This window comes from Shewanella sp. KJ2020 (assembly GCF_024197625.1).
Lineage (GTDB): Bacteria > Pseudomonadota > Gammaproteobacteria > Enterobacterales > Shewanellaceae > Shewanella.
Genome location: NZ_JAKUKD010000033.1, coordinates 1 through 15,379, shown reverse-complemented (window position 1 = coordinate 15,379; position 15,379 = coordinate 1). Strand labels below are relative to the sequence as shown.

Here is a 15,379-nt window from a genome sequence, read left to right as displayed (position 1 = left end):
GAAAGTTAATACTTTTTATAAGCATCAAGAGACAAGCCACCTTCCCCTGATATTTTTAAAATATTGCAAACAACCTCGAAATAATGAGGTTGGATGCCAGGAATATCTTTATGTTTCCCGTGGTCATTTAAAGATCGAATTGTTTTGAATTTATCCCAATCATTTCTTTCAGTAATTATATCGTTTACTTCGTGATGTTTGGTTAAATCATGGTCACGAAATATTCTAATGTATTCATTTATCTCATCACTTTCGTTTTTTGAAAGTGGTTTGCCTTTAATTACAGATTCAGAAACGTCTTTTCTTGATGAATATTCCCGATACAAGTACACCATTTTACTAAACCTATCAGCACCACTAGAAACAAGTAACTGCAATTGTTGCCATGATAGTCTCGTGATATTAGTGATTTGAATTGTACTTCTTTGTCCCTTTCTATTTGAAACTTGAACAAGCTCATTGACCTTGAAGTTTGCCATTTCTTTATAAAGCTCTACATCATATTCAATTTTCACAAATACCTCTGGTACGATATTACCAATTCACCTAACGTCTTAGTATTTATGCGCTGCGCTGTTTACCTCATTAGACCAGTGAAAGCGCGCACACTTAACTACCTGTATGCAAAGAACTTATCAGCTTTTTATCTAATACACCATCCGGAAAAACGCGCATGCGCGTTTTTCCAAACCTATTAACTAATTTTGGGAAAGCTTATATGGATGATTTTTAAGGGTTTTATAAATTTTAGGCTGGATAAACGCGCAAACTAATGAGTTTAAAAACACTCAACAGCATCTAAATTTAAATACGACTGTATACCCATATATTGTTAGTCGCTTTACGATAGGGCCAAACATTTGGTAAATATATGAGATTTTGCACGGCAATTCATTCGTCAGTTTTCAATTCACTAAATGAATGCTAGCCAGCTTAGGGGCAATATTTTTTTAGCTAAACGAACAGCAGAAGTGTTAGTTAAAATTGGCATTGTTGCAACTGTGACCGTTGGCGGCATGGATGCCGTCGTCGAGCCCTCAGGGACGAGTTTATGGCGAGTCACAGGGGGAACAATGACAATAAATACAGCACAACTGACAACAAAGTTATCTTGCTTTGTGCATTACTTTTTAGCTAAACGATCAGCGATAGGGTTAGTTAAGATTGGCATTGTTGCACCAGTGACCCTCTAAAATAGGGACATTTAAGTCATAAAAGGAGATCGTGATATTGGGGAAATAGTGACAATGAATGCTAAGCAACTCAATTATCTGCTTTGAGGTATTTCGAGATTGAAATGGCGGAAATCTAAGATTTCCGCCATTTTCAGATAATACGCTAATGCTTAGTATGAGACTCAGTATCGGGCGTTATTGCTCAACTACCCACGCTGAAAACAGGCAATGCTGACGACTCACATTGAAAGTGAACATTAGCTCGTGCGGTACTGCTTTAAAATGCCATCTAACCCGACCGAAGCATGGTGCAGATCATTCGCCAAGGTCACACTGCGTCTTGCCGTTTGTTTGATAGTTTCAGACTGATGGCGGATTTCATTCAATTGTCCGGCAATGTCGCGAGCGGCGACACTCTGCTCTTCCGCCGAGGCGGCAATTTGGCTGCTCATATCAAATACCGCATTCACCGACTGCGCCATACCTTGAACATCGTCACCTACAGCGATAATCGCACTGCGACCTTCATCCGCTTGTTCGACTATCTCCATGGTAATGCTTGATAATCGACTCGTGCCAGACTGTAAGCCTTCGATCATGGCTTGAATCTCGACCGTGGCCTGCTGCGTGCGGCCCGCAAGAGTACGCACTTCATCGGCGACCACGGCAAAGCCACGCCCCTGCTCGCCAGCACGGGCCGCTTCAATGGCCGCATTTAAGGCTAACAAGTTGGTTTGCTGGGAAATACTATTAATGGTCGTCACCACAGCATCGATACTCGCCGCATCCTTAGACAACTGTTCAACCGACGAAAACGCCGCGCCAATCTTAGTCGAAAGTAAGCCAATACTGTCCACCGTATGGCTAATTCGCCCTTGGCTGGCCGACATTTGGGTTGAGTTTTCTTTGGTCTGCAATGAGGTGTTACTGGCGTTAACTGAAACTTCTTCAATCGCCGAGGTCATCTGTGCCATCGCCACGGCAACTGAGTCGAGGAATTGATGCTGGAAACCGATCAGCTCATCACTGGTGGCCGCCTGTTGATTAAACTCATCGGATGCAAGCGACAAGGTTTGTGCATTTTTACCAATGGCCGATACCATTTCGCTCATATTATCGGCGCAGCGGTCAATCTCACGGGCGATTAGGCTGAAGTCGTCAGTACCAAAAAAGTTTAATCTAAAGCTCAAATCACCATCGGCGAGGCGCTTAATCGCCATATACATATCCCACAGGCCGCCACCGAGGGAGGTGGAGATCCAATAGCTCAGTTGAAACAATGGTAAAAGACCAACTAAGGCAAGCCAAAACATCAAATTAGCATCGCTACGCCCTTCGCTTTCCCACTGTTTAACATTCTGTGAAAGCTGTAACGCTTGGCCACTGACCACAGTTGCACTAGCGGTCACATTATCGCCTTTACGCTCGGCTTCTGCTTGGCGTGGCATTAATGTCAGCCCGTTATCACGGGCAAATTGTGTCAGAACGTCACCCTCAAGCCGCTGGGAACTGGCCACTTGGGCGAAGGTATCGACGGTTGCTTGTACCCGTGCGAGGGAGGCTATTTCGAGATTACGGTGGGCATGTTGGTAGTTAACAAGTGCCACGGCAGCGGTGATCAGCGCCACCATAGAGCAAACAACCCAAAACTTTCCGTTAAGGCTGAATTTGATCAATATGGCATCAATGGTGCGAAACTGGATTTGTTTCATCTTGATAATTCCTAAGAGCAAAATGCTATTTGGCACTAAATCAATATTATAGATCAGATCGCCGCAGCAAAGACGCCAACAATAAGATCCAAGCAGATATAATGCTAATCCGCGCTAGCCACTTGGTTACGAGTCGCTGTCGACCACTTTTGTGTCAAAGTAACCAATTGCCCCGTTAATAGACTCATACTAAAACCGAGTAAGCCACCTATGACCAAGGGTGGCACTATATTGGCAACATCCCCCGCCATGGCGAAGGTAATGCAGCAACCAATAAAGGCGCCAGGGATAAAGCTCAACTTTTGATAGCTCGCCTGTAAACACATGGCCGAGGTGGCGATGCCGGTAAAAATATACCCAAATACGGGCGAAACAAAAAAGCTGCTGCCAAAGATAATGAGCCAAGCCCAAAATACCCCGGACAGATTCGTGCACCACGCCATCATCACGCCTTGAAAACCAGCCTTAGGTTGAGCAAAAAAAGTGCTACACCCTAAAAAGCCAATCCAAGTGACCAGATGAAATGCATCTGCGATGCCACACCAAATAGCCGCCAATAGGCCGGCTGAGATAGCGACTTGCCAACGATTTTCCATGGATGACCCCTTTATATTTCTATTCACGGAAGTTTATCTGTTGGTTAAATTACCTCTATTCTGGTAACAAAAACCTGATCTATTACTAATTTTCGGCATTAATGCCCGTAAAATCGCTAACAAGCAATTTTTTTGTGGTAAAAAAACGAAAAAAGCGCTTATTAGGCGCTTTTTTATTCAAATGCTTTCAGTTAACCCTATTGCAGAACTTACACTCGCAATAGCTTATTCACGGGAAGATCGCGGATCCTCTGCCCCGTCGCCGCAAAAATCGCATTGGTCAAACTCGGGGCAACGGGCGGTACACCCGGCTCACCGACACCTGCAGGCGGTGCATCGGACTCAATAATGATGATCTCCATATCGGGGGTTTGGGGGAGTCGCAGTAAAGGATAATCGTGGAAATTCGATTGCTGCACTTTGCCCTCTTTATATGTGATTTCTCCCATCAAGGCTAAACTCAGGCCAAACACAATTGCGCCTTCGGTCTGGGCTTTTACCCTATCGGGGTTAACTATGGTGCCTGCATCGATAGCTGCGATGGCTTTCAGTACCTTTAGTTGTTTATCCTCACTCACTTCCACCAGCATGGCCACGGCAACGAAACTGACAAAACTGCGGTGCACGGCAAAACCCCAGCCCTGATTTTTCCCCGCTTTGGGCGCCTTAGCTTGGGCTTTTTCAACCGCTTCGATAACCCCTAAATAGCGGCCCACGTCCACGGGGTGACGACTGAGATCTTCGCCATAGTTGCCGTATTTAAAGCCTTGATCGCTAAAGGTCTCACGCCTTGCTTCCCCTAACAGGCTACGCCACATCTTAAAGCATGAAACTTGGGATTTATGGGCCATTTCATCGACAAAACTGCCGACACTAAAACCGTGCTGAATGTTACACACAGAGCGCATCCAACCAATACGGCTATGCGCCTGCGCTTTTACCGCTTCGTATCTTAAATGCGGCAAAGCAAAGGGCACATCCACAAAGCCTAAATCCAACTCACCGCCGGAGGGATATTCCACCCCTTCGGCAAAGGTTGAACTGATCGATGGGAATCCCGTACGGGCTAAAAGCGCGGTCGGTTTATTATTGGCATCGAATAACGCCTGATAGGACTGGGCGCTGATAGCATGGTAATAACCGTTTTGGATCTCATCCTCGCGGCTCCAACTCACTTTAATTGGACGCTTGAATTGCTTAGATAACAGCGCAGCTTCAACACTAAAATCAGGTTTGGATTTACGCCCAAAACCGCCACCCAGCAGGGTGACATTGACTTTAATCGCCTCTTCTTCCATGCCTAGCGCAGCGGCCACATTTTGCTGGGTACTTTGCGGCGTTTGGGTCGATGCCCAGATTTCACAGCCCTTTTCAGTCACATGGGCAGTGGCAACGGGCGGCTCAATAGAAGAATGGATTAAATAAGGCACGGTATAAACCGCCTTTAACGTATTCGCTTCGGGCCAGTTTTTGATCTCATCGCCAACTTGGCGCACGACTTTACCGCTTTGCTGTACGCGCTCGACCAGTGACTTTAAATAAAGGCTTGAATCATGCTGACTGTTGTCGGCCTGAGTCCAAGTGACTTTTAAGGCTTTGCGGCCTTCGAAGGCGCTCCAAGTATTTGTGGCGATGACAGCAACGCCGCCCAAAGCCTGAAACGCCGGAGCGCCCTTAGCGGCGGGCAAACGATACACATCTATTACCCCGGCCACTTTACGCGCTGCGGTATCATCCAAACTTGCCACATCGCTGCCCAGTACAGGCGGGCGCATAATGCTGGCGTAAAGCATATTATCGACTTGAATATCATAGCCATAGACAGCTTTGCCGCTTAACATAGCGTCCATATCAACGATCTGGCGTGATGCGCCAATCTGCTTGAAATCTTTAACCTCTTTAAAGGTTAATGACTCCACAGCGGGGACAGGTTGCTCTGATGCGGCTAACGCTAACTCGCCAAATTTGGCCGAGCGGCCCGATTTTGCATGCAGCACTTTATGGTTGGCGGTATGCACCTCACTCACGGGAACTTGCCAGCGTGCGGCAGCGGCCTGCTCTAGCATGGTTCTTGCCATCGCCCCCATCTGACGCATGCGATCATAATTTTCGCGAATACTGCGGCTACCGTCGGTGTTTTGGCTAGCATAACGTTTATCGGCTAAGCCTTGAATGGGGACGATTTTATCCCAATCCGCTTCTAACTCTTCGGCTAAGACTTGCAGAATGCCGGTTCTGATCCCCTGTCCCATCTCGGAGCGATGGCAAGTAAGATACACTTTGTCGTCTTCACCAATAGCAATAAACAGATTCAGCCGCGCCTCTTTATCCTGTGCCAGCGCCATGGGGCTCCACGTTAGTCCACTCGCCCCTAATGCGAGTCCGCCACCCACTGCGCCAAACAGTTTTAACACATCGCGGCGGCTGATATTTTCTACGGCAGTAAAAGTACTCATCTTAGCCCTCCAGTTTGGCATAGTGTTGCAGCGCGGCTTTAATCCGTGGGTAGGTGCCGCAGCGGCAGATATTGCCCGACATGGCAGAGTTGATTTGCTCTTCAGTGGGTTTCGGATGCTGCGCCACTAACGCCGCAGCCGACATCAATTGGCCCGCCTGACAATAGCCGCATTGGGGTACATTATGTTCGGCCCAAGCATTTTTAAGCTTTTGATTATCCAGCCCTTCAATTGTTGTTAGTTGTTTACCTTGTGCCTGCCCCAAACTGGTTAAGCAGGCCCGCACGGGTTGGCCGTCTAAATGCACTGTGCAAGCACCGCATAGCCCAGCTCCGCAGCCATATTTAGTGCCCGTAAGCCCTAAAATATCCCGTAGCGCCCACAGGATGGGCATTTTAGGATCGGCATCTAAGGTAAATGATTTACCGTTGATGGAAAGTGTTTGGGTGGAAGCGGCGGTACTGGCTTCCTTGACGACGGATTGGGGGGATAATACTTCTGCCATAACTCACTCCTTAAGTGCCAACCACGACGCAAGATCGGCTTGGGTATCAATATCAATTGCGGCGCTGGGTAGTGTTATAGCGACTAACGCTCCCTGCTGTGCTTGTTGTTTTAAAATAGATTTAGCCCCGCGATCACCACTTAAGTGAGTGAACAGCGGCAATGTTGAAGCATTAAAAATAGCAGGTACACCCACATCATCCAAATAATGGGCGGCAACCTCTTTACCGGTTTTATGCCACATAAGAATAAGCTGTCGATAATCCTCGGCGCTCAAGGCCACTTGATCAGCCAGTGTCAGCAGCATGGCATCAAAACCTTGTTCCTTAGCATAACTGGCCGCCAAACTCACCGAGGAGGCCAAACCCGTATGCCACTGTGGATTAACTAAAATATCAAAGAGTTGGCGAGATTTAAGTTCGGCTAATAATGGTTGTAATATAGGCTGGTGAGCACCGAGTATGACTAACAAAGGGGCATTTTTGGGGGAATGCGTGCCTTGAGGCTCTAAATCTTGGTAATAAAGCTGTTGTAAACGTTCAACATGGGCGCAAATGATGGCTTGTTCACTGATTCCAGTCGCGCTAAGCGAAGGTACAAGCTGCGCTAACTTTACCCCCGCAAAGCGCTGACTCTCACCCGCTGCCAGTACCACAATCAACAACCGTTTGGATAACAGTGGCGCTTGCTCTGCCAGCGTTAGCGCTGTCGACTTTGGCACTGGCGGCAATGTCATTAACGCATGATCTCATCGAGATGTTTTAAGGTCGCGCCATGGAGTACGCCGTGGCACTGGGCCAAAATACTCAAGGCCACTGCGCCCGGTAACTCGCCCCCAAGGGCCAGTCCTGCGGGAGCAGAAAACACTCCAGAAAAAGATTCAGTGCTCAGCCCTGCCATCCCCAGCACTTTATCCCGTCGATGAGCTGGGCCAAGTAAGGCAACATAAGCGAGTGGATGGGCTTGAATAACCTTCAATGCCGCAGCATCTAAGCCCAAGTTATGGTTCATCACTACGGCACAATCCAATTGGCCGATATGATTCGCGGTTAATTCCCCCGCGGCAAGTTTCACTACATGGGCATGGGGAAAATCCGCCGCTCTGGCATAGGCGGTACGACCATCAAAAACCGTCACTTGCCAGCCTAAGGTATGGGCCATGGCGGCAATAGGCTTAGCGTCGATACCACCGCCAAAAATGCCAAGGTGGAATCTTGGTCTCAGCGGAATGATCAGCGATTTTCCCGCCTCTTGGGTGAAGATGCCCGTGCGGACAAAATCGCTGGCGGGGAACGGTGTCAACGCTTCGGGGTAGAAAGCGGCTTGATATTGGCGCGCATCCGTCCCCGCTTTAACTAATGGCAATTGATAAAACCCCGATTGACCGTGGCGAAATGCCTGCACGAGTTCAATCAGGTCAAGATCGTGATTCTCTTTTAACAGTGGGATCAACATGATATCTACTATACCGCCACAACCGAGTCGATAGCTGGCATCGGACTCATCGCTGGCATCATAGGTCACGCACATGACTTGCTTAGTCTGCATGGCATGTTGAGCGTGGCGGCGTAGGTCGGATTCTAAGCAACCACCACTTAATATTCCCGCCTCCTGACCGAATTCGTGGAACAACATCATGGCGCCAGGTTTACGGTAAGCAGAACCTTGAATAGCGGTGATCACCGCCAACACCCAAGCGTCATCCGCCAGCGGTAACCAATGCTCAAGTAAGTCTTCGATTTGGTGTTCCATCCACAGGGCTCCGCTCGGTGATCAATATCTGACAAGGTATAAACTATCTTCAAATTAAACCTAACTCGTTGAGGCACAATCATTAGACAGTTGCGATAACACGTTAGCAAAGACGTTTCTATTTTGATAGGGGCAATAGTTTACAAAAAATGTCGCGCTGAAAATTGTGGCTTAGAATGGGCGAGAATTGACATCCATGTCATCACAGGTGGCGGCCTAGATTCACCGATGCCGAGTGAGCTCATCGGAACTTTGCCTTAATTCATCGGCAATTTGATAGGACTGATAGCCAGTACTAGCCGCACCAATATATTTGAATTAGAGCAGCAGCTGATCGGCCACGAAGGGATTATGCTCGCGCTCTTCACCAAAGGTCGACATAGGACCATGACCCGGAATAAATTCGACATCGGCACCTAAGGGCCACAGTTTTTCGGTGATCGAGTGAATTAAATCCCGATGATTTGATTGGGGAAAATCGGTACGGCCAATTGAGCTTCTAAAGAGAATATCCCCCACCCAAGCCAATTTTGAAGACGCCGAGTAAAAGGCAATATGCCCAGGCGTATGTCCAGGACAATGGAGCACCGACAGAGTTTGCTCGCCTAAAGTAACCAGATCGCCTTCCTCTAGATATTGGTCCGGTTCAAATGCCTCACAATGGGGAAAACCAAAATTTTGGCTCTGCTTAGGTAAACTATCAATCCAATATTTATCGGCAATGTGGGGGCCAATAATGGGAATATTCGCCGCTTGGGCAAGGGATTTAGCACCGCCTACATGGTCAATATGCCCGTGGGTCAGGAGGATTTTTTTCAGTGTCAACCCCAGTTTAGCCGCCTCAGCTTGAATGCGATCTATGTTCCCTCCCGGATCGACTACCGCCGCGCATTTGGTTTTCTCACACCAGATCAAACTGCAATTTTGCTGGAAAGGTGTCACAGGAATAATTTGATACTTCATAGCTTCAATCTCGTGTTATCCATAGCCGATAGATTACGCTAAGAGGCTCATCATGGCTCAATTTTTTACAATAAAAATTGATCTTCACCAAAGCCACATCAAAAAGTCCCAACTTGCAGGAACAGTGCTTTTGTATACAATCTGCCAATATACTCAAAGCCCTACCCTAGAGGTTGATTGATGAAACCCGATATTGTTCTTGCTGGTGTGCTTGCCAAAAAACATACCTTTACCTTGCCCCTCAATTATCAGCACCCAATTGCTGAACAAATCAAAGTATTTGCTAGGGAATTGTGTAGCACTGAAAACAAAGATAAAAAGCTCCCCTACTTAGTGTTTTTTCAAGGTGGCCCAGGGTTTGCCGCCATGCGCCCTGCCAGTAATAGTGGTTGGATCCGTCGCGCGCTCAAAGAATTTCGCGTATTACTGCTCGATCAGCGCGGCACGGGCTTATCGACACCGGTTAATTACCAGAGCCTTAAACATTTAACGCCCATAGAACAGGCGCAGTACCTTAGCCACTTTAGGGCCGATAATATCATTCGTGATGCCGAAGCCATTCGCGCCCAACTTTGCCCCGCCGATAAATGGGCGATTCTTGGTCAAAGTTTTGGGGGATTTTGCGTTTTGCATTATCTGAGCGCCGCCCCTAAAGGCGTGAGTGAAGCCTATATCACAGGGGGAATTCCATCCTTAACCCGTAGCAGTGATGAAGTGTATCAAGCGACCTATCATCGAGTGCTCGCAAAAAACCACGCTTTCTTCCAGCGCTTTCACGATGCCCAGCATTTAGTCACGCGGTTAGCCAAGCACTTAATTGACAATGAAGTGTATTTGGCCACGGGGGAACGGCTCACCGTTGAAATGTTGCAGCTACTTGGTATCAACTTAGGCATGGAGCAAGGACCGGAGTCTGTCTATTATCTGCTAGAACAAGCCCTGATCAACACGCCCTCCGGCATAGAAGTAAATCCATTATTCTTAAATCATTTTTGCCAACTACTCGACTATAACACTAACCCGATTTTTGCCCTGCTACACGAGGCCATCTATTGCCAGCAGAGCGCATCCCAGTGGGCGGCGCACAGGGTAAGACAAGCATTTCCCGCCTTTAACTACCAAGTCGGTAAGCCTTTCCTGTTCACTGGCGAAATGATTTACCCTTGGATGTTCGATCAATTTAGCCACCTCAGGCCACTCAAAGCTGCAGCAGAAATACTGGCCAGCAAATCCGATTGGCCAGTGCTTTACCATCTGGAACAACTTACCCAAAACCGCGTCCCCGTTGCCGCGGCCATTTATAGCGAGGATATGTTTGTCGAAATGCAATACAGCCTTGAGTCAGCTCAGCAAATCGGCCAGCTAAAATATTGGCTCACATCGGAATATGAACATAATGGGATCCGTATGGATGGCGAGCGGATTTTAGATAAACTGATCAGTTTGAATCGGGGTGAACTCTTAAGATAGATGTTAATTTTAAGGGTTAATTAAGTAAAAGCTGTCATTGTAACTGGGCTCCTCATCCAACTGAGTGATTTTGGTTACAACGTTCAACGACCTATTTTCCGTAAGAGTAAACCGCCTTGGTTTACTCTTTTTTTTTTGCAAAAAATTTAAGGCTAGTTCCAGCTATTGTTTAATGGTCGGAAAATCCCACACTCGTATCCATCAAACTTCAGCAGCCACTTTGCGGGTTCGACTCCGCGTCCCTGAACTCGCACTCGACTTTTTCGCACTGCTACTTGTACTTGTTTTTGCGGTACTTGCCGTGCCAGTGCGTTTTGCAGAGCTAGAGGCTTTACGGTAAGGCGACTTGCGATAACCGGATTTATTCCCAGCCGTTTTACGATAACCTTGGCCTTGTAAACCATTAAGCGCGGTTGGCAGTTGTGCTCCTGCATTTTGGATAAGCGTGGATAAAGTGCCTAGCAGCGGTTGCATAAAGGCTTGATAGGAGGTTTCTTTATGGCAAATGCCGTTCAGACTCGCCTCCCAAAGCGCGGTCATATCCGGCGTAGTCGCACTTGCGGGCAGGCTGTTAATCAATCCTTTGCCCACATCTGTCGAGACAATCGATTTACCTAAGCGTTGTAAAAAACCACGTTTAAATAGCAGTTCGATGATACCTGCACGGGTAGCTTCAGTACCTAAGCCATCGGTTTCTTTGAGTATTTTACGGATCTCTGGGTCGGTCACATAACGGCTTATCCCTGTCATGGCACTGAGTAAAGTGGCATCGGTAAAAGCTTTCGGCGGCTGGGTATTTTTTTCAAGCAATTCGCCTCGAGTACAATGCAAAGCCTGCCCCAATTTCAGAGGCGGTAGCTGGCCAATAAACTCATCATTATCCTCATCGTCCTTGCCTGTACTTTCCTCCGTCGATTGGTTTCCACTCGCCCTGCTGCCATTAGATTCTTGGCGGGCAAAGAGTTGTTTCCAACCTAGAGACTGATCTTGACGCGCCTTAGTATTAAATAAGCCGCCCTCAATCGTCACTTGCACTGTGGTTTCACTGTAACAATAAGCCGGATAAAACTGCGCTAAATACTGGCGGGCAATATGCAGATAAAGCTGTTTTTCCCGCAGGCTTAAGCTCGATAAATTAGCAGTTTTCTCTGTGGGGACTATGGCATGGTGTGCATCCACTTTTTTATCATCCCACGCCTTAGATTTAAGACTGGGATCGGGCGCATTAGCCCCTTGCAATAACTCGCCAGCCCCCTGACTCACCGCCCTAAGCACCGAAGGCGCAAGGTTATGTTGCTCAACGGGTAAATAGCGACTGTCGGAGCGTGGGTAAGTAATGAGTTTATGACGCTCATACAGACTCTGGCAGGTATCGAGCACGTCCTTAGCACTCATACCAAAACGTTTCGCCGCATCTATTTGTAATGCAGATAAACTGTAGGGCAAAGGCGGATATTGTTTCTTATCCTTAGAGGCTAATTGCGTCACTAAGGCAGGTTTGTCACTGATGCGATTCACCACATTTTGCGCTAAACCTCTGGCTAACACTCGCCCTTCTTCATCCATATAGGGTAAGCAGGCTTCACTGGGTTGCCATTTTGCACAGAAGGTTTCCTGCTTTTCGGTTGCCAAATGGGCCAACACTTCATAGAAAGGTTTAGATTGAAAATTAGCGATCTCTTCATCACGGCGCACCACAAGCCCAAGCAAGGGCGTTTGCACGCGGCCAACCGATAACACGCCCTGATAACCGACCTTTTTACCTTGAATGGTATAGGCACGCGTCATATTCATCCCATAGAGCCAGTCGGCACGACTGCGAGCTAAGGCCGAAGTGGACAAAGGAATAAACTCGCGATTGCTGCGCAGTTGCCTTAGCGCCCGTTTTACAGCCTGTGGGTTTAAGTCGCTAACCAATAACCGCTGAGTTTGATGTAACTTGTCACCCGTCACGCCAAGATAGGCAATCACTTCATCGACTAATAATTGCCCTTCCCTGTCGGGATCGCCAGCATTAACGAGTGTATTGGCTTGTTTTACCAGTTTTTTTAATACTGAGAGTTGGCTGCGAGTCGCCGCCTTAGGTTTAAGCTGCCATTTGTCCGGCACTATAGGCAAGTGCTCAAATTTCCAAGACTTATATTCTGGATTGTAGGCATCAGGTTCCGCTTGTTCGAGCAAGTGACCGACACACCAAGACACACAATCGCCATTGGCGGCTTCGATAAATCCATCGCCTTTTTTATGGGGTTTAGGCAATACATCGGCAATGGCCCGCCCTAGGCTAGGTTTTTCTGCGATATAGAGGATCATACAAACACCAAACACTGGATATAATTACAGTATAATTTAGCGCAAAGTACTTAAGAGTGCAAATCGGTATCTTGGTATCGATAACGAGTGCATCTTTAACAATTCGTACTTAAACAGCTTGCTCCCTAAAACTAAAGCTGTGTAAATTAATTTGAGAATCGTTCTCATTTAAGAATAGTATTCTGTCAGTTACAGGAGAAATAAATCAGGAGAAATATATGAAAACACTCACACTCCCCTATCCAACAAACCCCGCTTTAAAACCAAAATTAGCATTAAGACTCAATCAATTAGTCATATTCCACAGCCTAATGCTATTAGCATTAAGCCTCCTATGTCAGATTGGACTTGAGAAGATCAATCTTAAGGCTCCAATGGTCTGTTGGAACATTATTCAGTTTATTCCTATTGCCGTGAGCCTTTCACTACTGCTGGATCATAGCGTCAGTCGCCGTAGTTTGGCTTGGTTATTTGCGCTATGGATGATGTTGTGGCTCGTTATCTAACGCTATTTTCACGGGATATTAAGTCGCCACTGACCTCCTATCAGGCCAACCTCATCTTAAAGACCTGCTGACCTCAGTTTTCCCCTTCAAGACTCCATTTGTAAAAAAAGAACATCAAACTATCAAATATTTAACAACTTTAGCTATGAAGCAACCCAAAAAATAGTTATGTTGAGTACCTTGGACGTTGGCAAAAGTGTTAAGTGTCAACGAATGCGACTTTTTCAAATAAATTTTAAACCCGTAAATCTAAAAACTCTGCAAAAACAACAAAATATTGGAGTTGAACTATATGAATGAGATGGTCAATGCGATCAATAGTGTCGTTTGGAGCCCTGCGCTCGTGTTTCTTTGCCTAGGTGTTGGGCTCTATTTCTCCCTTCGCTCCCGATTCCTCCAATTACGTCATCTGCCCGAAATGATCCGTCTGATGTTTGATGGTAAAAGCACTGACGCTGGGGTGTCTTCCTTTCAAGCATTAGCGATGACCTTAGCGGGTCGAGTTGGTACAGGGAACATTGCAGGGGTTGCCACGGCAATCACTTTTGGTGGCCCAGGTGCTTTATTTTGGATGTGGATGGTGGCATTTTTCGGCGCCAGCTCAGCCTTCGTCGAATCAACCTTAGGCCAAGTCTACAAAGAAAAGATCAATGGCGAATACCGCGGTGGCCCGGCTTTTTATATTGAAAAAGGCTTAGGTATGAAATGGTATGCTTGGGTCTTTGCCATTGCGACCATTTTTGCCTGCGGGATCCTATTACCCGGCGTGCAAGCCAACTCTATTGGTTCGAGCTTAAAAACGGCTTTTAATATTGATCCTAATGTGACAGCGGCAATATTGGCTATGCTGCTCGGGTTTATCATTTTTGGTGGCGTCAAACGTATCGCCCACTTTGCGAGTACTGTCGTGCCCTTTATGGCGCTGGGTTATATCATTGTCGCCTGCGTGATTATTGCACTTAACATTGGCCAGCTACCCGATATTCTCTGGTTAATTATCAAGAGTGCTTTTGGCTTTGATGCGGGCTTTGGCGCTATTTTAGGGCTTGCCATCATGTGGGGGGTCAAGCGTGGTATTTATTCTAACGAAGCCGGCCAAGGTACGGGCCCACATGCCTCCTCGGCAGCGGCGGTAAGTCACCCCGCAAAACAAGGATTAGTACAGGCATTCTCAGTGTACATTGACACGCTATTTGTGTGCTCTGCCACTGGTTTTATGCTGCTTATCACTGGGCTTTACAATGTGCAAGGCCCTGAAGGTGCCGCACTCTACACGGGTATTGCGGGTGTTGCTGCGGGCCCTGGTTATGTGCAAACGGCAATGGAAAGCATGATGCCAGGCTTTGGTAACATGTTTGTAGCCGTCGCCCTGTTCTTCTTCGCCTTTACCACGATTGTGGCTTACTACTATATTGCCGAGACCAACATTGCCTATATTAATCGTAAGGTAAATCGTCCTTGGCTAACAGTTTTGCTTAAAATCGTCTTAATGAGCGCTACCGTATATGGCACAGTGAAAACGGCAGATCTGGCTTGGGGATTAGGTGATATAGGTGTCGGCCTGATGGCATGGCTCAACATTGTCGCCATTATCCTCTTGCAAAAAACTGCTTTTACTTGCCTTAAGGATTATGAATCACAACAGAGTCAAGGGCTGGAGCCATTATTTGACCCAGAAAAACTCGGTATTAAGAATGCAGATTACTGGGTAGAACGTAAAAGTGCAGGGGAAGATCAACCTGCGCAAACATCCCAAACGGCAGAGACCAATAACCACATCTCATAGCGATTGCGGTGTCATAGTGTTGTCCCGTCCTAAGATAGGTTGACAGTTTTTAGGCCAGCTCCAGTAGCTGGCCTTTTCTATTGTGCACCTGATTAGGGGTTGCCATATTCAAACTCAGATGCGGTCTCATATCGTTGTATATTGCT

Annotated in this window: 13 protein-coding genes; 4 read left to right on the top strand and 9 right to left on the bottom strand. The window is 47.1% G+C overall.

Annotation, left to right across the window (positions count from 1 at the left end):
- Window positions 1-5 precede the first annotated feature (5 nt).
- Window positions 6-515 (bottom strand): hypothetical protein, encoded by a 510-nt coding sequence (locus tag MJO46_RS19625; RefSeq protein ID WP_253990769.1) that lies wholly within the window; start codon window positions 513-515, stop codon window positions 6-8.
- A 456-nt stretch (window positions 516-971) separates the two neighbouring features.
- On the opposite strand from MJO46_RS19625, the gene MJO46_RS19620 reads away from it, so the two are divergent.
- Window positions 972-1,193: a hypothetical protein gene (locus MJO46_RS19620; protein ID WP_253990768.1), complete on the top strand. Its 222-nt coding sequence runs from the start codon at window positions 972-974 to the stop codon at window positions 1,191-1,193.
- 239 nt (window positions 1,194-1,432) lie between these two features.
- Here MJO46_RS19620 and MJO46_RS19615 read toward each other — a convergent pair whose 3' ends face one another.
- The 7 genes from MJO46_RS19615 to MJO46_RS19585 all read right to left on the bottom strand — a co-directional run bounded on the left by MJO46_RS19615 (window position 1,433) and on the right by MJO46_RS19585 (window position 9,158).
- Complete coding sequence (locus MJO46_RS19615) at window positions 1,433-2,887, bottom strand: methyl-accepting chemotaxis protein (protein WP_253990767.1); 1,455 nt, start codon at window positions 2,885-2,887, stop codon at window positions 1,433-1,435.
- 104 nt (window positions 2,888-2,991) lie between these two features.
- The gene (locus MJO46_RS19610) at window positions 2,992-3,483 is read right to left on the bottom strand and encodes a DUF1097 domain-containing protein (RefSeq protein ID WP_253990766.1); all 492 of its coding nucleotides are present in this window, start codon (window positions 3,481-3,483) and stop codon (window positions 2,992-2,994) included.
- 209 nt (window positions 3,484-3,692) lie between these two features.
- The gene (locus tag MJO46_RS19605; protein ID WP_253990765.1) at window positions 3,693-5,939 is read right to left on the bottom strand and encodes a molybdopterin cofactor-binding domain-containing protein; all 2,247 of its coding nucleotides are present in this window, start codon (window positions 5,937-5,939) and stop codon (window positions 3,693-3,695) included.
- A gap of 1 nt (window position 5,940) precedes the next feature.
- Window positions 5,941-6,444: a (2Fe-2S)-binding protein gene (locus MJO46_RS19600; RefSeq protein WP_253990764.1), complete on the bottom strand. Its 504-nt coding sequence runs from the start codon at window positions 6,442-6,444 to the stop codon at window positions 5,941-5,943.
- A gap of 3 nt (window positions 6,445-6,447) precedes the next feature.
- Window positions 6,448-7,179, bottom strand: a complete 732-nt coding sequence (locus MJO46_RS19595) for a nucleotidyltransferase family protein (protein WP_253990763.1) — start codon at window positions 7,177-7,179, stop codon at window positions 6,448-6,450.
- Window positions 7,179-8,195 carry an XdhC family protein gene (locus MJO46_RS19590; protein WP_253990762.1) on the bottom strand — a complete coding sequence of 339 codons (1,017 nt, stop codon included), beginning with the start codon at window positions 8,193-8,195 and terminating at the stop codon, window positions 7,179-7,181. The genes MJO46_RS19595 and MJO46_RS19590 overlap by 1 nt, the downstream gene beginning before the upstream one ends.
- 318 nt (window positions 8,196-8,513) lie before the next feature.
- Window positions 8,514-9,158, bottom strand: a complete 645-nt coding sequence (locus MJO46_RS19585) for an MBL fold metallo-hydrolase (protein WP_253990761.1) — start codon at window positions 9,156-9,158, stop codon at window positions 8,514-8,516.
- Between the two features lie 180 nt (window positions 9,159-9,338).
- Between MJO46_RS19585 and MJO46_RS19580 the strand changes: the two genes are divergently transcribed.
- Window positions 9,339-10,628, top strand: a complete 1,290-nt coding sequence (locus tag MJO46_RS19580) for an alpha/beta fold hydrolase (RefSeq protein ID WP_253990760.1) — start codon at window positions 9,339-9,341, stop codon at window positions 10,626-10,628.
- A 201-nt stretch (window positions 10,629-10,829) separates the two neighbouring features.
- Here the strand turns inward: MJO46_RS19580 and MJO46_RS19575 are convergent, their stop codons facing one another.
- Window positions 10,830-12,941, bottom strand: coding sequence for a DNA topoisomerase III (locus MJO46_RS19575; protein ID WP_253990759.1), 2,112 nt, complete (start codon window positions 12,939-12,941; stop codon window positions 10,830-10,832).
- Between the two features lie 218 nt (window positions 12,942-13,159).
- Here MJO46_RS19575 and MJO46_RS19570 point away from each other — a divergent pair, with 218 nt between their 5' ends.
- Window positions 13,160-13,447, top strand: coding sequence for a hypothetical protein (locus MJO46_RS19570; RefSeq protein ID WP_253990758.1), 288 nt, complete (start codon window positions 13,160-13,162; stop codon window positions 13,445-13,447).
- 292 nt (window positions 13,448-13,739) lie between these two features.
- On the top strand, window positions 13,740-15,233 hold the full coding sequence (locus tag MJO46_RS19565) for a sodium:alanine symporter family protein (protein WP_253990757.1): 1,494 nt from the start codon (window positions 13,740-13,742) through the stop codon (window positions 15,231-15,233).
- The last annotated feature ends 146 nt before the right edge of the window (window positions 15,234-15,379 follow it).